This window comes from Pseudarthrobacter sp. B4EP4b, assembly GCF_006680095.1.
GTDB lineage: Bacteria > Actinomycetota > Actinomycetes > Actinomycetales > Micrococcaceae > Arthrobacter.
The window spans coordinates 109,426-129,281 of record NZ_VHIJ01000009.1; the positions used below are offsets into that span (position 1 = coordinate 109,426).

At 58.6% G+C, this 19,856-nt stretch carries 8 protein-coding genes; all 8 read left to right on the plus strand.

Annotation, left to right across the window (positions count from 1 at the left end; all coding sequences use genetic code 11):
* Positions 1-58 precede the first annotated feature (58 nt).
* The 8 genes from FNL14_RS03725 (at position 59) to FNL14_RS03760 (ending at position 19,855) form a co-directional block, all read left to right on the plus strand.
* On the plus strand, positions 59-376 hold the full coding sequence (locus FNL14_RS03725) for a hypothetical protein (RefSeq protein ID WP_142057731.1): 318 nt from the start codon (positions 59-61) through the stop codon (positions 374-376).
* Positions 377-541: 165 nt separating this feature from the next.
* Complete coding sequence (gene pglW / locus FNL14_RS03730) at positions 542-4,768, plus strand: BREX system serine/threonine kinase PglW (RefSeq protein ID WP_181762535.1); 4,227 nt, start codon at positions 542-544, stop codon at positions 4,766-4,768.
* A complete protein-coding gene (pglX, locus tag FNL14_RS03735; protein WP_142057736.1) occupies positions 4,765-8,349 on the plus strand; it encodes a BREX-2 system adenine-specific DNA-methyltransferase PglX in 3,585 nt (1,194 codons plus the stop codon). Before pglW ends, pglX begins: the two co-directional genes overlap by 4 nt.
* Entirely contained in the window at positions 8,346-12,104 is a 3,759-nt protein-coding gene (locus tag FNL14_RS03740; protein ID WP_142057738.1) for a hypothetical protein, read from the plus strand. Before pglX ends, FNL14_RS03740 begins: the two co-directional genes overlap by 4 nt.
* A complete protein-coding gene (gene pglZ, locus FNL14_RS03745) occupies positions 12,101-14,791 on the plus strand; it encodes a BREX-2 system phosphatase PglZ (protein WP_142057740.1) in 2,691 nt (896 codons plus the stop codon). Before FNL14_RS03740 ends, pglZ begins: the two co-directional genes overlap by 4 nt.
* A complete protein-coding gene (brxD, locus tag FNL14_RS03750) occupies positions 14,788-16,125 on the plus strand; it encodes a BREX system ATP-binding protein BrxD (protein WP_142057742.1) in 1,338 nt (445 codons plus the stop codon). The genes pglZ and brxD overlap by 4 nt, the downstream gene beginning before the upstream one ends.
* Positions 16,126-16,145: 20 nt before the next feature.
* Complete coding sequence (locus FNL14_RS03755; protein WP_220126149.1) at positions 16,146-18,233, plus strand: DEAD/DEAH box helicase; 2,088 nt, start codon at positions 16,146-16,148, stop codon at positions 18,231-18,233.
* The gene (locus FNL14_RS03760) at positions 18,230-19,855 is read left to right on the plus strand and encodes a hypothetical protein (RefSeq protein WP_142057746.1); all 1,626 of its coding nucleotides are present in this window, start codon (positions 18,230-18,232) and stop codon (positions 19,853-19,855) included. The genes FNL14_RS03755 and FNL14_RS03760 overlap by 4 nt, the downstream gene beginning before the upstream one ends.
* The last annotated feature ends 1 nt before the right edge of the window (position 19,856 follow it).

The window sequence follows — 19,856 nt, forward strand, 5'->3', positions numbered from 1 at the left end:
TCTGCAGGTTTCACTTCGTGGCAGAATTGAAGTCCAGCAGGAACGAAAAGGAAGCACCTTGCACGAGAGCACGTTTGACCTTTTTCTAAAGCCGGACCAGACGCCAGCGCAGGTACTCGAGGACTTGCCTATCCGTGAACGTCAAGTACAACAGCTCCGAGAAGCGTTTGCCGCAGCCGGCATCGATTCCATGGACGATCGCCGTGCGATCATCGAAAGCTGCGTAGTTCGCCCGGTCGACTCCATAAGGGACCTTCTCGCAAAGGACGTACGGCCGATCCTCCGCCGTATCGAAGAGCGCCGTCTCCCAGCCAAACAGATATCGGGCTCGGCATGGGACAACCGCGAAGAGGACACCTGGATCGACAAGCTCTAGCCGAAATCAACCTGTGGCACCGGACTGGCTCAGTAACGCGGCGTCGTTGCGGGCTACCAGTCAAAGGTTCGCTAGGATCAAGGCAGCTTCAAGTAACAGAGCCGCCTCCTATCCATCGTTGTATGGGACAAGCAGTCGGCGTGGTAGTGCTCCAGGGGGTAAATATTGGATCCGGATTCCAACCATTGGTTTGAACTCGGCGATGCAGCGACCCCTGCAGAGCGTCAGGCCCTAGAAAAGTTCAAGGCGCTCCTACCCACTGATTCAGTCACTTACGCCTGGTCTAATCTGACGTTCATCGACGCGAGCGGGCGCACCAACGAAGTTGATGTCCTGCTGCTCACGCAGCAGGGCCTCTTCATCGTCGAGCTCAAGGGCTGGCACGGAACACTGACCGGAGACCAGCAAAGCTGGACTCTGACCAGTCCGACTGGCAGCAGCAGCGTGCGCCCGAATCCGTACATATTGACGGACAGCAAAGCCAAGCGTTTGGCGGGCCTCTTGAAACTGAAGGCCCCCAATACAGCAGCAGCCAAGAACGTCCCCTTCATCAGGCCCATGGTCGTCCTGCACGGACAAGACTCCGTCGTCAAGCTGGATGAACTAGGGGCAACTGGAGTCTGGGCACTCGACGGATACAAAGTCTCCGGACTGAAAACCCGTTCCGTCAGCGATTTCCTTAGGTCTCCGGTGTCTAACCACCATGACCTTGTAGACGTCCCTCGCGCCAACAAGATTCGGACGCTCATCCAAGCGGCCGGGCTCAAGCCCACCCCAAAATCCCGGTTCGTGGGCCAGTACTCCCTGGAGAAGGCCGATCCCCTAGGCGAAGGCCCGGATTGGCAAGACGTGCGAGCCGTGCACCCGGCCATTAAGGCGGTGCGCCGCATACGGTTGTTCGATCTTCCACCGGGCGCATCGGCGGAGGTCCGCAAGGAAATCGAGCTCTCCGCGAAGCGCGAGTACGCACTCACGCACGGGATATCCCACAGTGGCATCACGGCTCCGCTGGACTACCTTGCTACGGATTCCGGTCCGGCCTTGGTCTTTGATCACGACGACGGGGAGCTCGCCTTGGGCGAGTTTATCCACCGACGCTGGGCCGATCTGGGAATCGACGAAAAAATCAGTCTCATCAGGGAAGTCGGCGAAATCCTCCAGTTCGCTCATTCGAGGCGGCTGGCTCATCGAGCTCTAACGCCCCGGCAGGTGTTCGTCCGGGAGTCCAAGTCTGGTCTTCATGTGTCCATACGTGACTGGTTCACAGGAACGAAATCGCTGAGCTCAACTTCGGCCGGCCCGTCCCAGTCGAGAACTTCCTTCGGCACCGCGGAGCCTCAAAACCTCATCAGTGCTGAAAACTGGGTTTTTCTCGCCCCCGAGACACTGACGGCCCGCTCCGAGCTGCCCCCGATACCTCTGGACGTCTACGGTCTCGGGGCCCTGTCCTTTTTCATCCTTAGCGGGCGGGCGCCCGCCAACACCTTGGCTGAACTTCAGGAGATCTTCGCCAACCACTCCGGCCTGGATCTTGGTGCCATTGGTGACCTACAGGGGCCTTTCGTTGAACTGGTCCTAAACGCGACTCGGCAGTCGGAGGCCGATCGTACGGCGAGCATTGATGCCTTCCTCAAAGAACTGGATGCCGCAGTTGAAAAGCTGACCCGGCCTGATCCCAGCAACCGTCCAAAGGCCAGCACTCCGCAAGAAGCATCCACCGGTCAGATGATTGGCGACCGATTCGAGGTCAAGGGACGTCGTGGGAGCGGATCCACCGGAACCGTTTTTGAGGTCGACGATTACGAGACGGGCAGAGAAGGCCTCATCTTAAAGGTTGCGAGAGATGACGCCGCAGCGCTCCGCCTTCGTGACGAAGCTGACATCCTCGCTGCGCTGGATCATACGAGGCTTGTACGGCTTGTCGAAGGACCGCTCAACGTCGACGGGCAAACCGCTCTGCTGTTGACTGATGCCGGCGACGAAACTCTTGCCCTCCGAATTCAGTCAGAGGGCCGAGCCACGATCGAACAGCTTGAAAGCTATGGAGCTGACCTATTCGCCGCGGTAGCCTATTTGGATTCAGTCGGCATCTACCACCGGGACATCAAGCCGGCCAACCTGGGAATCGTTCGGGACTCATCTACACGGAAACCCCGGCTGGTCCTCTTCGACCTGTCGTTGGCACGCGAACCCCTTGCCATGATTGGATCCGGAACACGTGGATACCTGGACCCCTATCTCGGGCCTCCGAGGCGCCGGCAATACGATAAGGCTGCCGAGCTCTACGCCGTCGCCGTAACGCTCTTCGAGATGGCCACCGGCTCGCTCCCTTGGTGGCGCGACGGCGACGCAGGCCCCAGCAGCCCTGCCGACGAAGTTGTGCTGGTGCCACAGTCTTTCGAATCGGCCATTGCCGATTCTTTGATCGCTTTCTTCAGGGTTGCACTGTCCCCTGATGCGGTCACGCGTTTTTCTGATGTACACGCCCTGGCTACTGGCTGGGCCGCTGTCTTTCGTTCCTTGGACGAGGCAGCGGGTGGAGACGACGCAGACGAGGCCCTCCGGGATGCGGCGGCGGATGCCGCAACCCTTGACACGCTGCTCGCTGATGCGGGGTTTACGGCGCGGGCCATGTCCGCGGTCAACAGACTCGGCGTAGCGACCGTTGGCGAGCTGCTCGGCACCTCACCGATGCAGGTGAACTCGATACGCGGCCAGGGCGAGAAGACACGAAAGGAAATTCAGCGACGCATCCGGGATTGGAAGTCCAGGCTGCTGACTGGCGGAACAAGTGCCGCTCCACGCCCCCTCGGCAACCTCGACAAGAGTATTGACACCCTGCTCGGGGGCCTGGTCCCCGTACCAAACAAAGCGAACGGTACAGAGGTCTTCGTTCTGCGCCTGCTTTTGGGCATTCGAACCCCACGGCCCGGCGGTGACCCCGCAGAACTGATTGCATCAAGTGCAGCTTGGCCGACAATATCTCAGGTGGCTGAGCTGAGCGGAGTCAGCAGCGGCAGGGTCTCGCAGATTGTCACCGCCGCGACCGCCCGATGGCAGCGAAATCGTGTTCTAGCTGAGGCCCAGGACGAGGTACAGAGCATCCTATCGGCCGAGGGAGGCGTAGCAGAGCTCGCCGAGGTTGCATCCGCGCTCCTGATCTCCCATGGTTCATCATCCACGGGAGACGACCGTTTAAGACTCGCGCAGGGACTGGTCAGGGCGGTCATCGAAGTGGACGCTCGCGCATCGAACGCACGTTTGGCTCAGCGACGGCTCAGCTCCACTGGACGAATCCTCATAGCAGCACAGATCGACCAGGATGCCGCCCGCCCGAGTGATCCGGAATCGTTGCTGGTGCTGGCCCAAGCGTTGGCCGCCAAGGTAGATACCCTTGTGGACTCGAGGGACGGATCGTTCAGGCTGTTGCCCGCGGCGACGGTGAGGCCGGTCTTACGCGAACTGGACAAGGCCGCGATCCTGCACGACGACAGGATTCTACGTCTGGCCGTTGCGGCCTCACATACCGCTGCCCTGTCTGGCCGCGGAGAGTTGTACGCCAAGACACTCCCGGCAGAGAAGGCGCTGGAGTTCACGCTCCGGGACGTCGTGGTGCGGGAACTTAGCGAGTCGAGCGCACAAAAACGCGTGACGTCACGCTTTCCCACAGTGAGGGAACTGCCTCCACGACCAGAGCTTGACGGCCTCATCGAAGCAGCGATGCCGGGCATGAGGTGGCGGGACGGAAGCTACACGCGAGTAGAGCGCTCCGAATTCGCCTCCGTGGCAGGGTCCACTACACATACAAAGCTGTCTTCCACACAGATACTTGAGATCGAACGGCAGCTTGCCCAGTCGCTGACCCGGAAATCGGCCGTGACACTTGCCGTTCGACCCAGGGACTTCATCAGGACTTCGAAGGCACTGACTCAAGTCTTCGGACTGAAGCTTGTGGACGTCTCAGCCGAAGTGGTCAAAGCAATCCGCGCCACCGCACAGTCCAAAAATGTCGATTGGGATGTGGTTCTGCGGGCGGATGCCAAATCCGCTTCGCCGTCAGACCATGCGAACCTGGCTCAGCTCGTCAGGATGGCAGTCGGACCCTTGTGGGTGGAGCTGGTAGACGATCCGAATCCTTTGCTGCTCACTAATATTGGTCCTCTGCTGAAATTTGGGTTCGGCGCCGAAGTGGCCAGGCTTTTTGATATGTCCGTCCCGAGGCCGGCCGCGCGCTGGGTCGTAGCACCGAAACGCGGTTCGGCAAATACCCCGTCCTCAGACGGGCGCGTCCCTCCCATGGGTCCGGATGGATTCGTCGATATTTCGCCCGGGCTCGCCTCGGCTCTCAGCAAACGTGAAAGCACCATGTCGTCCGGAAAGGACACCCTGTGATCGATTCCAAGCTTCTTCTCGCGGACCTCAAGAAACAGCTGAAGCTTCTAGAGTCCGACCTACGTAGTGAAGCTAAACGCCCCACGGGTGAAGAATCCGAAAGGTGGGCAAAGGAGCTCCGCGAGGAGCATCAGCATGCTCGTGACCACGACCGCACAGCACGCACTTTCGATGACTGGCTCGAGGGAGAGGTCTCTCAGGCCGCTGTTGCCTGGATTGTCGCCAGCGTCTTCATCCGCTTTTGTGAAGACAACGCGCTCCTAAATGACCTCTGGATTGCGGGGCCAGCCGATCGCACGCAACGGGCATCTGAAGCTGAAATGGCTCACTACGCGAAACTACCCACCGACAATGCCCGCGATTGGCTGAAGACAGCTTTCGGTGCTCTCGCGGACCTACCCGCGGGCAGGGCGCTTGTTGACCGAAAGCACAATCTGGTGTGGCGGGCTCCCATCAGCGCAGAGTCAGCCAGTGCTCTGCTGAAGTTCTGGCGGCAGACCGACGAGGACGGCGTACTCCGCCACGATTTCACGGACCCCGACTACGGAACCCGGTTCCTGGGTGATCTTTACCAAGACCTATCTGACTACGCCAAAAAGACCTTCGCGCTCCTGCAGACGCCCGACTTCATCGAGGAATTCATCCTCGATCAAACGCTAACTCCAGCCATCCAGGAGTTCGGCATCGCTGGATTGAAATTGATTGACCCAACCTGCGGAAGCGGCCACTTCCTGCTGGGGGCCTTTGAACGGCTTCACTGCGAGTGGGAAGCCGACAGCCCCGGCCTTTCCAGACGCCAGAGGGTGCAGAACGCTCTGGACTCCATCCATGGTGTTGATTTGAACCCGTTTGCGGTGGCCATCGCGAGATTCAGGCTCACTGTGGCTGCCCTAGGCGCCTGCGGGGAGTCGTCGCTGGTTACGGCGCCGGCGTTCTCGTACCACTTGGCTGTTGGCGACTCGCTCATCGGCGAGCAGGGTCGTCAGGGAGACCTCTTTGAAGACGGAGAAGATGCATACTCCTATGCTTCTGAAGACATAGGAGATTACAAGGGGATTCTGGAGCCCGGCACCTATCACGTCGTAGTTGGAAATCCGCCCTACATCACGGTCAAGGACAAAGCCCTGAACGAGTGGTATCGACAGGCCTACGAGACGTGCTCGGGCAAGTATGCCCTCTCGGTTCCGTTTATGGAGCTCTTCTTCCGCCTAGCAATTAGAGGTTCGGCCGGCACGACTGCCGGCCACGTCGGGCAGATTACATCCAATTCATTCATGAAGCGAGAATTCGGCAAGAAACTGATTCAGGATCTGCTTTCGGGAAGGACTCTCTCGAACCCTGTTGATCTAACCCATATCATCGACACCTCGGGCGCCTACATTCCGGGCCACGGTACACCGACGGTGATTCTGGTCGGGCGCAGACGCGCACCTGTCGCAAGCACAGTGCGTGCGGTTTTAGGCGTTAGGGGAGAACCCGGCCAGCCGAAGGATCCTTCCAACGGCCTAGTGTGGAGTGAGATTACGAAGCATCTCGCGGAAGAATCCTTCAACGGCAAATTTGTGACCGTTGCTTCCCCAAGTCGAGAGACGTTCGCACAACATCCTTGGTCCCTGTCCGGCGGCGGCGCGGCGGCCCTCAAGGAGTTGCTAGATATGAGCGCGGCGGAGACTCTAGGCGGAGTTTCCGATGCGATCGGCATAATGGCAGTTCTTGGCGAGGAAGAACCCTTTGAACTCCCACCGGCTTCAACCGAACCCTCCATAGATGTTGTGGTCGGCGAGGACGTGAGAGATTTCCGCTGTTCTGGACACGCTCGATTCTGGCCGTACACTGAGGCTCTGAACATCTCTGACCAGGCTGCCGGTTCGAAATGGATGTGGCCCTTTAGACGCAGTGTGTCCGGGTACCTGATGTTTGGGAAAACCCGCCAGGAGCGGGGCCTCAGTTGGTTCGAGTACGGGATGCTGGCCAAGCCCAAGCTAACTAACCGATTTACGATTGCGTTTGCATTCGTGGCAACACACAATCATTTCGTACTGAACCGTGGCGGTAAGATATTCAACCGCACCGCCCCAGTGATCAAGTTGCCTACAGACGCGACAGAAGAACATCACCTCGGCCTTCTTGCCATTTTGAACTCGTCCACAGCCTGCTTTTGGCTCAAGCAGGTCTGCCATGACAAAGGCAACGGCGGTGTCGGAGGAGGAATCGCCGACCAAGAATGGGAGCGCTTCTTCGAGTTCACCAGCACGAAGTTGCAGGGATACCCATTGCCAAGCCATCTGCCCGTTGAACGTGGTCGTGTACTAGATAACCTTGCCTCGGCATTAGATAGCACGTGCCCCTCAACGACTGTCAGTAAATTCGTTGGTGACTCCTCTGCAACGAAACTGAACGAAGCGTTGAACCGGGCCCGCGAAGAGTGGGATTCATTACTAAACCGGATGATTTTCGCACAGGAAGAACTCGATTGGGACGCCTATAGAACCTATGGTTTGGTGGAAACAGATCTAACCTACAAGGGTACAGAATTAGATAGTCTAGAACGAGGAACCAGAGCCTTCGAGTTAGTTCTTGCCCAGCGGCAGGAGGACGGAATTGAAGAGACGGCCTGGTTCACCCGGCACGATACGCGCCCTCAGACCTCCATCCCGTCAGGTTGGCCGGATGACTATAAAGAATTAGTTTCACGCCGTCTCCAGGCAATGCGCCTCGTTCCCGAGATCCTGCATCTAGAACGCCCCGAGTTCAAGCGCCGCTGGGCAACTGAGCCATGGGATGCTCAGCAGCAACGGGCCTTACGCGAACTCATCCTGGATCGGCTGGAAGATGTCACCCTTTGGGCGGACGCTCAAGGTGCGTCCTGCAAATCGGTGGCCCAATTAGCCGACGCAGCGCGGCACGACGCAGTTTTGGTCGCGGCACTGCAAGTTCTGACGGGATCCTCACATGTGGAGCTTGTTCCGGCTTTGACCTCGCTCCTCTCGGACGAATCCGTACCCTACCTCGCGCAGTTGCGGTATAGGGAATCCGGTCTCATCAACTACCGCGGCTGGCAGGCTGTTTGGGATCTGCAGCGGCGGGAAGATTCCGGGGAAAAAGTCGACATCCCGGTCCCGCCCAAATACAAACCTGTTGACTTCCAGAAAACCAGCTATTGGCAAGCACGGGGCAAGTTGGATGTCCCTAAGGAGCGGTTCATCTCCTACCCTGGACTCCTGCGCAGTGGCGACACCACCCCCGTTTTCGGTTGGGCAGGTTGGGACCATGCAGCTGCCGCCTTGGCGTTAGCGCGGGCTACAGCCGAGTTTGACGCCGAGGGCGCAACGCCTGAGCAGCTGAAACCGATGCTAGCCGGCCTCCACGAGCTCGAGCCGTGGGTAATCCAGTGGCATTCGGAAATTGACCCTGCCATTGGTACAAGCCCTGCAGCAGCCATCACAGGGATGTTGGACGGCTATCTTTCACGGTTTGCGCTGACGCGAACCGACCTTAACAAGTGGCGACCCGCTGCATCCGCACTGCGAGGCCGCCGTCGTACTAGCGCAAGCGTCGAGAATACGGAGACCTTTGTATGAACCCGAATATCAACCTGCTGAAAGACGCCATTGATATTCCGAAGCACGTGGACGCAGCGGACTACGTTCTTCAACTTCACAGTGGCGTGGAAGCCGCCGAGAAAACCCTGGGTGAATATGTCGTCACTGATTCGCTGGCCAAGTCCTTTGATGAAGCCTTGGGAATTGTCGAACGATCCCTGGAGAACGGGCGCAGTAACGGTGCGTTTGTCCACGGCTCATTCGGTGCCGGCAAAAGCCACTTCATGGCCGTCCTGCACCTCTTGCTTGCAGGCAATCTCCACGCCCGGCAGCTGACAAATCTCCAGTCGAGCGTTGCCGCGCACGAGGGACTCTTATCGAAAAAACTCCTGGCGGTCGACTATCACCTGCTTGGCGCGGAAAGTTTCGAAAGCGCCTTATTCCGGGGCTACCTGGACCAGACGCGAAAACTGTACCCCGATTCACCCTCGGCCGTTCTGCACCGCAGTGACGAGCTGTTTAGAGATGCTGCAAACATGCGGAAGGAACTCCAAGACGAGGCCTTCTTCCGCATCCTCAACGGGGATTCGCAAAGTAGCGGTTGGGGTGAGCTCACAACCAGCTGGAATGGAGACAGATTCGACGCAGCTCTGCTCGATCCAGTCGGCAGCTCGGAACGAGACCAACTGGCCCGGGCACTAACCGCCACGCTCTACCGAAGCTACGAGAACACCGGCCAATGGCTCGATATCTCCAGTGGGCTCCGAGCGATGACAGACCATGCGCATGGCCTCGGTTACGACGGCGTCGTTCTGTTCCTGGATGAACTCGTCCTGTGGCTGGCCCAGCACCTGGGCAACAACGACTTTATCCAGTCGGAAACGTCCAAAGTGGCCAAGCTCGTTGAAACAGGTACCGGCTCTCTCAGCATTCCACTGATCTCTTTTGTGGCGAGGCAGCGAGATCTGAAAGACTTCCTCGGAAGTACCGCCATTGGCGCCGAACGTGAAGCCATTGGTCAGAGCTTTTCGTGGTGGGAAGACCGATTTGAGGCTATAACACTAAAGGCCGCAGACCTCCCCCGCATCGTCAACCAAAGACTCCTCCAGCCCACTTCCACTGAAGGGTCCCGTGCCCTCGCCCAGGCTACGGCCAGTGTCAAAGCCAATCCCGGAGCCATGCGCCACCTGCTCTCCGATGAGGCTGGCTCAAGTGCCGTGGACTTCGAACTGGTTTACCCGTTTTCCCCAGCGCTCATAGACGCCCTGGTTGCATTGTCCTCGCTCCTTCAACGCGAGCGGACGGCGCTGAAGGTGATGGGTGAGCTGCTCAGCTCGGGACGCCAACAGCTGCTGGTCACAGACGTTATACCCGTCGGCGACCTGTTCGAGGCTGTCGTGTTGAGCGACAAAAAGCCTCTCAGCTCGGATATCGAGAAGCTCTTTCGAATCGCTGCCGACTTCTACCTCAACAAGCTGCGACCCTACCTGCTGTCGAAGCACGGGATTAGCGAAGCTGATGCCGCGGCGCTGCCTCGAACTCACGCATTCGTTGCCGAAGACCGGCTGGCCAAAACACTCCTGGTGGCCGAGATCGTCCCGGGTACGCCGTCGTTGCAGAACCTCACGGCGGCAAAACTGGCAGCACTGAACTACGGCACTATCAAAAGCTTCATTCCCGGCCAGGAAGCATTTGCCGTGCTGGAAAAGGTCAGGGACTGGTCCGGGGAGTTCGGCGAGATCAGTATCTCCGGTTCCTCCTCGGACCCGATTTTGAGCGTCAGCCTCTCGGGGGTCGACTACGACTCCGTCGTAGAGAGAGTCCAGAACGAGGACACCGAAGGCGCGCGGCAGTCGGTTCTGCGCAACCTGGTCAGTGAATTTCTAGGCCTCCCAGCGGCGGTGGGGTTGATGTCGACTCGCGAGTTCACTCACGTGTGGCGAGGAACCAAACGGGTTGTTGACGTTATTTTCGGGAACATCCGCGACGCATCGTCTCTCCCGGACGATGCCCTCCGCGCTGAGGGCGACCGATGGAAGGTCGTCATCGACGTCCCCTTTGACTCCGGCAACCACAGTGCGCAGGAAGACCTTAACCGTCTTGCACAATTGCGGGATGCTGGCCTTGAATCACGAACCATTGCCTGGGTTCCCCATTTCCTCTCCGCGGCCCGTCTCAACGACGTCGGCCGACTGGTCCTTCTCGAGCACCTCCTCAAAGGATCTGGAGAGCAATTCGAGGCGAACGCCAGCAACTTGCCCGTCTCTGACCGGCCGATTGCAAAACGTCAGCTTGAAAGCCAGCGCTCCAACATTAAGGAGCGCCTCAAGAGCGCGCTTCTTCAGGCCTACGGAATTGATACCGCCACTGCCGATGATGTGGACGCGGTCATCGCCGGCGATTCAGTCCTCACAAGTCTCCTGCCCGGCCTTCAGCTTCAACCACCGGTGGCAGCTGATCTGAGGGCCGGACTCAACTCCGCATTGGCGAAAGCGCTGACTTACCTCTATCCCAGACATCCGCTGTTTGAGCCCAGCGAAACGGAAATTAGAAAGGCCGAACTCTCCGCCGTTGCCTCCCTGGTTGAAGAATGTGTATCCAGGGGCGGCCGGCTGGACGGAATAGAAAGGTCCAAGGCAGCGACACTTCGCCGCATTGCTTTCCCCCTCCAGCTGGGTGAGCCACGAGAGACCGTATTTTCCCTTAATTCGTCCAACTTTGGGTGGATGGAGAACTTCACCAAGTGGGCTGCCACCGAAGCACTCGACGTCAAGATACCCACCCTTCGGGCACATCTGGAGGACTATGGGGTATCCACCGAAGTTGGTGATCTGCTAATCCTCGCCTGGACCCTGCTCGAAGACAGGCAATGGTTTCGCGCTCAAGCGCCCCTATCTGCAACCCCAACGGTTGGTGGCATCACATCCGACATGTCGCTCAGGACACCAGAGCTCCCTTCTGCGGATGATTGGACGATTGCAAACCACCGCGCAGCGACGGTGTTTGGTATTCCAGCAGAACCCCGTCTGAGCGCCCAAGGAGTCAGCAGACTGGCACGGCTGGTTCGGCAGGCCGCATCAGTGGCCCAGACGTCAGCTCACCAGCTTGTCCAAGAACTTCAACGGCACGCCGTGGTTCTAGGGCTTAACAGCGAGATGAATGAGTCGACCGGCAGCGGCAACCGACTCAAAACAGCTACAGAGGCTTCAAGTTTGACAGCTGCGTTGGCTAGCGAAGTGAACGACACTTCGCTGCTAAGGGCCCTGGCCATTGCCGACATTCCAGCCGAACCTCAGGCGTTAGGAAAGTCTATTGCCAGTGCACCAGCCGTTGTTTCCACGCTCCGCAACGCGGAGTGGAAGGTCCTGAACCAGCTCACAGCACGATCAGAGTCCGAATGGATCCATGTGCTGGACTCACTCCAGACAGCCGCGATCGCTGACGAGTTCCATTCACCGCTCGCTCCCGCAATCGCTGCTGCCAAAGAGGCCGCCCTCAGTATCCTCATGCGCCAGCCTCCACTACTTCCGACAACTCCGCCTGAGGAGGTCGAAACCCCGACCACGGGGATGGAACCCACTCCCCCGGACGTTCCGACGAAAGCAGGGGACCTCCCAAGTTCGGTGCAGCCTTCAGACGAACCCAAGCAAGCGGGGACACTCGACAGGCTTAACGCCGTCGACCTCATACTGAACGGGCCGGAAGTGGACCTGAGCCAATTCGAAATGCAGCTCAAACGCGCGATGGTTGATAATCCTGGAAAGACAGTCCATGTGAAGTGGTGGATCGAGTGACCGTTTCGGAAGTTGGGTCAACGATTAGGGTAGCGTCACCGCAGATCATCGAGGAGTACGCGCAGCGGATAGCGCAGTCCCCCGAAGCCGGCCGGATTATGCTCTTAGCCGCCCGGCCCATCTGGAACGGTCCGTCATCGATCGCTGCCCAAGGTATAACGGTATGGGTCAGGACGGCCGTGTCGCAGCTTGCCGCTCTGGAGGCGGTCACGGACCTTCCTGCTGGTGATCTCCTGATCATTTTGACGGACGTCCCGGAGGAGGAGCTCGGCGATGCTGTCACCATTCCGTCCCGTGGACAGCGGGTCAACTTCTTAGACGAGTGGTCGACCATTCCTGAGCTCTTTAGTGCTGTGAGCTATGATCCACAGCTACGGGAATACGGCAATTGGCTCCCGCATAGCCTTATCGCACACCGTCCACCAGGAGGTTGGCCAAAGGCACCCTCTGGCATTGTTACTGCGGATCTGGCGATGAGCGGCCTGCTAACGTCTGCGCTGGGCATGAGCCTCAACGATTCGATCGACGAAGCACACCTTCTGGTGGCATTGGATGTTCCAGAAATCCGAACCCGATGGGCCGTGGTCAGCTCGGAGCTTCGAACCGCGCTTACTACTTGGGTGGGCCGAAGCTTCGGCGAGGCCGCTAGGCTCGCCCTGGCAGCCTCATCTGCGAGCAAGATTTCGGTCCTGGCCTTTGGAGTCGCACTAGACGTGTTGTGGCCGGATTCCTCCGATGCGAGAAGCCCAGCCACCGAACAAATAGCCGCGAGGACCCGAGCCGAACGCTATTTTGGCAGCGCGCCGATTAGTCCTAGGGAAGCGCGTGCACTTGCGTCTGCTTCCAGGCAAGCGTTGCTGCGAATGAGCCTTGCAGGTGACTCTTTGGTCCCCGCTGTGATGCAACAAGCTGAAACGTGGCTCGCGGACATCGGCTGGGCTGAAGGCGCGTCCAGGTCCGACCTCTTGCCTGCAGGATTTGCTGCACGTGCCGGGCAGTTGGCCGAGGCCCTCGTGATTGCGAATCTAGCCTCAGTGGATTTGCCGCGGATCGAAGGGGTGCTTAATGATCTCTTGGACCACCAGCTTGCAGCAGGTCCGTCGGGGGAAGCCGAGGCAGCCCGCATGGTGGTCAGGCTTGCTCGCTGGCTGGCTTCGGAGGAATCAGCTCCACAGTCGTTGAGCGATTGCGTTTCCCTCCACATGGCTGACGGCAGCTGGGTGGACCGTGCAGCGGCCACCGTCTGGACGGGATCCAACTTCGAGTCCAATGCTGCTGCCTACGCCCGTGTCCTGAATTTTGTTCAGGTGCGACGAAGTCTGCGTGATCGGCAGTTTGCCAGAAAAGTCTCGGAAGAGCTCGCAGGTCCGCCTGTCGACGCTGTGCCTGGAACGGAAGACATCCTGCCTCACGTTGTGAGGCCCCTTACCGACGTGACTGGTTGTCTGCTGGTAGTCCTAGATGGCATGAGCGCAGCTACGGCAAACTCAATTGTCGAAGATGTAGTCAATAGCGGATGGCAGGAACTTGTAGAAGATCTCGAGGGATCAGGTCATTCCCGCCGTGGTGTTCTCTCTGCAATTCCATCCCTAACGACCTTCTCCAGAACGTCCTTATTTGCTGGTCATCTTGCAGCAGGCCAACAAGCCGACGAGAAGCGCTCTTTCGGAGCGCCCTTGTTTCATAAAGACGATCTTCGAGCCCCGGCCGGTGCCCGATTGCCCGGCGACCTAGTTGCGGGCCTCAACGACCCTCGAAAGCCGCTCCTCGGCGTCGTTCTCAACACGATAGACGACGCCCTTGCCAAGCACGATCCTGGCGGAACCATTTGGACGCTAAACAACATCCAGCACCTGGCGGACCTGCTTCAGGCCGCCGCATTGGCAGGCCGGACTCTCATCTTGACGTCCGATCACGGGCATGTCGTCGAGCGTGGATCTGAACACCGGCCGGTGGCGGGGGCCTCCGCCCGCTGGCGCCCGACTAGCTCGGGCCCAGCGGCACCTGACGAGGTGGAACTGTCAGGAAGACGAGTCCTGGCACCAGGTGGCTCTGCAGTAGTGCCAGTTGTTGAGAACCTCAGATATTCGCAGAAGCAAGCTGGGTACCACGGGGGCTGCACGTTGGCGGAAATGATAGTGCCGGTCGTCGTTCTCAACAGGGCTGGGGCGTCGGCGCCCAAGGGGTGGCGAGTTGCGCCACCCCAAACGCCCGGCTGGTGGAACGATCCGGTACGCATCAAGCGCGCAGATAATGTTCAGACCCGGCCGAGAGCCACAAGGAAGGCGAAGGCAACAGAACCACGCCAGGAACAGCCTCTCTTCCAGTTCGGTCCGGAACCAGTGACGGAACCTGCGGCTGCTGTTGCAGTCTCATGGATTCCGGAACTGATGCAGAGCAGTATGTATCAGGATCAACGAACCCGCGCAGGACGGCGAGCGCTCTCGGATTCCCGCGTAGACGAACTTCTGACTGTGCTTGAGCAACACCGCGGGCGGATCCACAGGGATTCTCTTGCAAGGGCGGGTGGTGTGTCTGTGGCGGAACTGACCAGCGAATTGGCCGCGCTGAGACGCCTTCTGAACGTAGAGGGCTACCAAGTCCTGACTCAGGACAGCGATGGAGTAACAGTCGTCCTAGATATTGGCCTGATGACTGAACAGTTCAGTCTCGGAGCGGTCCGATGATGGAAATTAGCCCGCGCAGACGGCGTGAAGTTATCGACGCCCTGCGTAGGGGAACAGTACCGCAGCAAGGCCTTGATGTTTTGGCAGTGGGCCTAGACAAATTCGAGCCAGCCATTTCCCAGGAACTCGAATCCGTTGCGAGGGGCGGTGCAGTATTCAAAGCGGTCCGCGGCGAATACGGATCCGGTAAGACCTTTTTCGCCCGTTGGCTCGTCGAGGCAGCCAAGAAGCGTGGATTCGCTACTGCCGAGATACAAGTTTCAGAGACAGAAACGCCCCTACACCGGCTGGAGACGGTGTATCGTCGCGTAACTGAGAATCTTGCGACTTCCGAATTCGCGCCGAGCGCACTACGAGAGATAGTTGACGGGTGGTTCTTTGCCCTAGAGCAGGACGTGATTGCCGCCGGTTCCGCTTCCCGTGAGGATCCTGAGGCCGTCGACGCTGCTGTGGTCGCTCTCATGGAACGCCGCTTGGAGGGAGTAACACGCACGGCGCCTGCCTTCTCGGCAGTGCTCCGCGCCTACCGTGAGGCCCTTCGAGATGCTGACGTCGGTCAGGCGGAGGGACTCCTTGCGTGGCTGGGAGGCCAGCCTCATGTGGCGGCCTCGATCCGGCGAGCGGCAGGTATTAGAGGCGAGCTTGACCATTTTGGCGCTCTTGGCTCGCTGCAGGGGCTGCTCATGGTCCTCCGGGACAGCGAGTACAAGGGTCTTGTCGTCGTTCTGGATGAGGTCGAAACGCTCCAACGGGTCCGCTCCGACGTTCGCGAGAAGTCGTTGAATGCACTTCGACAGTTGGTTGACGAAGTGGACGCCGGGCGCTTCCCTGGCCTCTATATCTTGATTACTGGCACGCCGGCGTTCTACGACGGCTCTCAAGGGATGCAACGTCTTCAACCTTTGGCCCAACGGCTGGCCGTTGATTTCAGCACCGACAGTCGCTTTGACAATCCACGGGCTGCCCAGATTAGACTTACGGGTTTCAGCCAAGAATCTCTGATGGAGCTGGGCTGCAGGGTGCGGGACATATACACATCGGGCAGTGACTCGCCGGACCGCATTAGCTCCGTCGTGGATGACTCTTATGTTCAGGTTTTGGCCCGTTCTATCTCCGGGGAGCTTGGCGGCCGCACCGGCGTTGCCCCAAGACTATTTGTTAAGAAGCTCGTGGGCGATGTTCTGGACCGCGTGGACCAATTCCCTGACTTCGATCCTCGCAGGGATTACGCACTCACAGTGGCGAATAGCGAGCTCAACGAGTCCGAACTAGCTGCTTCCCAGATGGGCGACATCCGCGGCGGGTCCGTCGACGACGTCGACCTCGAGATTTGAGATTGAGTGCCGAGACGGGCTTGAACGAGTCCATCGAATACCACGTTGTGAATTCGCTGGGGTGGTCTACTTTGCGGCCGCTCCAGCAGGCAGCGGTGCAGCCTATTCGTTCAGGTTCTGATTGTCTTTTGCTGGCTCCGACTGCCGGTGGCAAGACAGAGGCGGCAGTCTTCCCCCTACTCTCCGAGTTGATCGACGATGAATGGAATGGCTTGTCCGTCCTGTACGTCACGCCTCTCCGAGCGCTTCTGAATAACCTGCAGCCCCGTATCAACTCATATAGTTCTTGGGTCGGCCGGCGTGCCGAACTATGGCACGGCGATGTGGGGCCGTCGCAGCGCAGGCGCATCCTCAGTAACCCCCCGGAGGTACTCCTGACGACACCGGAATCGCTCGAGTCGATGCTGGTTTCAAAGCGCGTAGACCACCACTCCTTCTTTGCCAACATGAGGGCAATTGTTGTTGATGAGGTCCACGCTTTCGCCGGTGATGACCGCGGCTGGCATCTGCTGTCTGTACTTGAGCGCGTCCAGAGAATTGCAGGTAGACCTATTCAGCGCGTTGGACTGTCAGCGACAGTAGGAAATCCGCAACAGATCCTAGATTGGCTGCAAGGGTCGGCTCTGTCGCAGGGAAAGCCGTCCACTGTGGTGTCGGAAGACGCCGTTCAGGTGACGGACGTCGAAGTCGTTCTCGACTATGTCGGATCAATCGACAACGCGGCCCAAATCATTTCTAAGCTGCACCGTGGAGAGAAACGGTTGGCGTTTTGCGTGTCACGCTCAGATTGCGAAGAACTCGCCTACGCATTGCGGCAGCGTGGAGTTACCGCATTCGTCTCGCATGCGTCCTTGTCTGCGGACGAACGAAGGCTGAGCGAACAAGCATTTGCAGAGAGCCGTGACTGCGTAATTGTTGCTACGTCCACCCTGGAGCTAGGCATCGACATCGGCGATCTGGATCGGGTAATTCAAATCGACTCAACTTGGACTGTCTCTTCATTCCTGCAGCGGTTGGGACGTACTGGGCGGCGACCAGGATCGCGCCGTAATGCGCTCTTTCTCACCACCAACTACGACTCCCTACTTCGGGCGGCCGCTGTCTTGTTGCTTTGGAAGCGCGGTTTCATCGAGGCTGTTGAACCACCTGCGACGCCCAACCACATAGCTGCCCAACAGATATTGGCCTTGGCTCTGCAAGAGGGGCAATTCTCGCCAGAATCGTTGCCACACTGGTGGGGCGATCTCGCCGTTATGGACAATGTGGGCGAGATTCTGGACTTCCTCCGGAACGAAGAGTTCCTAGCAGAGGACAGTGGTCTACTTTTCATCGGCCCCCAGGCTGAAAAGAAGTTTGGCCGTCGCTACTTCATGGACTTGTTGAGTGCCTTCACCGCCGCGCCCGAATTGACCGTGATCGCTGGTCAGCGAGAAATTGGCTCTGTGGCGCCGATAAGCTTAGTCGGGAGTGGTCCAAGCGATGCTACACGAAAGCTGCTGCTTTCGGGACGCTCTTGGCTCGTAGAGGCGGTGGACTGGGATCGGCATATTGTTCGCGTGAGCGAAATGGCCGAAAAAGGAACTTCGCGGTGGCAGAGTGGCAGCGTTGCTGAATCCTACGCGATGATGCAAGCCATGCGTGAGATCCTCCTTGGTGCAACCCCCGACGTCCAGATATCCAAGCGCGCGAAAGAACATCTGCCCCAGCTCCGTGCCAGTCAGTCGGAGACCGTGGAGCAGTCTGGACTTGTTCTGCGGCGTTCCGAGGCTGGCCAAGTGTTCTGGACCTGGGCCGGTTTGAAAGCAAACCTCACTCTGCTGGGTGCTTTAGGAATCGATGATGCGCGTGCTGATAACGCAATGCTGCGCCTGCCAATCTCGGTGACCATTGCTGATATTCGCGAGGCCGCGAACCGAGTGGCTGTCGCGTTGCCCTTCGTCCCCCTCCAGATGATTCAGGGGTTGAAGTTCTCTGCTGCGCTTCCAATGGAACTGGCGGTAGACACACTTGCGTGTCGGTTGCGAGATGGACATGCAGCTGCCGCCAGCACTTCCTCGCCCATATCAGTAGTAGACGTTACCAAGCAGGAAGATCTGGTCAGCGATTGACAAACGCCACCGCTCAATCCAGTGCAAATAACACGGGCAGCGTAATACAGAAACTCGATGCTTTGATGGATAAGGCAAACTGCGGTTTCGAATTGAGGGATTCGGCATCGAGTCCCGAAATACTCGCCGAACTCCATGAGTTCTCTGCCGTCAACCGAGCTGATGAGGTTTATGGGCTCTTGGTTCGCGGCGACAGCGCAGTTCTAGCAGGCTCCCTGTCACGGACGGTGTTGGAATCAGCCTTGTCAAGTATATGGATGGGCTCATCCTCAGGCAGTACTGCAGCTCTAGAGTCCACTTTGGCCTCGGATCGAGATTCACTTCACGAGTTCATCTCGAAGAGTGATCTGTCTGTTCCGAACATTGATCGCTGGTGCAACCCAATTCCGACGGATCGCCTGGCTAGTGCCCAAGCCGGTCCGGGGCTACCTAATTTCCAAATCGACCTTGCTCGCCGGGTGCCGGCTACGGTTGAAGCAGTGACGGAGCTGCCCGGGCCTGTGGCAAATTTGCTGGGCATGTGTGGCCATCTCAACTATGCCGCTGCCTGGACTTCGGTCTCGCGGGAGTCCGGTCATCTCGGCGCCACAGCAACCGCCCCCATGGCTGCACTCTTTGCACAGGTCGCGGGGACGGCGCTTGCCAGTGTCCGAGGTCTGAGCTCTGATTCGACAGTTATCGATCTCGTCGCCGCCTGCCATCTTGATCACAAGCTAGATCTCATTGGCCTGTCAACGCCAACCAAATCGGTGGAAGATCTGGTCGCGCGACCCGCGGCCGCCAACTCGCCCTACTCAAATGCCGGGCGCCCAACCTCTCTCCTCAATTCACTTCTTGAGGAGGCCACCGCAGCGGTTCAGCCACTCGTGGACCTCTATGCCTCTGCTCCATCACTTGCAGAGATCGAATCCGGAGACATTAACCTGACGTCGGCGCTTCCGTTCTACACCACACTGGAGTTAGTTCGTGTCGTCGTTAACTCCCTAAGCGATGGGAGCTCTCCTTATCTGCTTGTGTCCGCTTCGCGGCTGCTCCTTGAACTCGGTGCCCGCATTGCTTGGCAAACCCATCGGCTTTCCGTCCAGGAAATCGAGAACCGCTATATAGCAGTCATGGACGATGCCACTTATCGCAAGAAATCAATGATCGATCAACTCCAAAACCGTGGAGTAGCGCCCGAAATTAGCGAACGGCTCTTTTATCCACTCGGGCGTGGCAACTTCGCCGTAGATAATATGCGCACGCCAAACGGGACTAAGCGCCCCAGCCTTGCTTCTCCCGCTGAGCAGCTTCGAACATTGGACATTGGCTTCGCAGAACCGGGATGGGTTGAGCTCGCATACAAGCTACTGTCAAACGGGGTCCACGCCACGCCTCTGGGCATGCTCCATACGATCAGCGGCTACTACGATAGTGTTCCAGCGTCGCAGTGGTGCAGCCCGGAAATGATGGCCTTAGCACTAGATACAGCTTGCTTAGGTGCAGCCTTGGCAATGCACGGAATGGTCCCGATTCTCCAGCACCAGCATAGGCTTGCTGATCAGTCTGAGTGGACCAGAGAACTCATCGGGGTCAGCAAGAGGGTCCACAACGCGTGCCTGCCGATTCATTTCCTCGGCTAGG

What these genes read in the sequence shown, in the direction of transcription:
- FNL14_RS03740 (WP_142057738.1), top strand. Translation starts at nt 8,346, where the DNA reads ATGAACCCGAATATCAACCTGCTGAAAGACGCCATTGATATTCCGAAG.
- brxD (WP_142057742.1), top strand. Translation starts at nt 14,788, where the DNA reads ATGATGGAAATTAGCCCGCGCAGACGGCGTGAAGTTATCGACGCCCTG.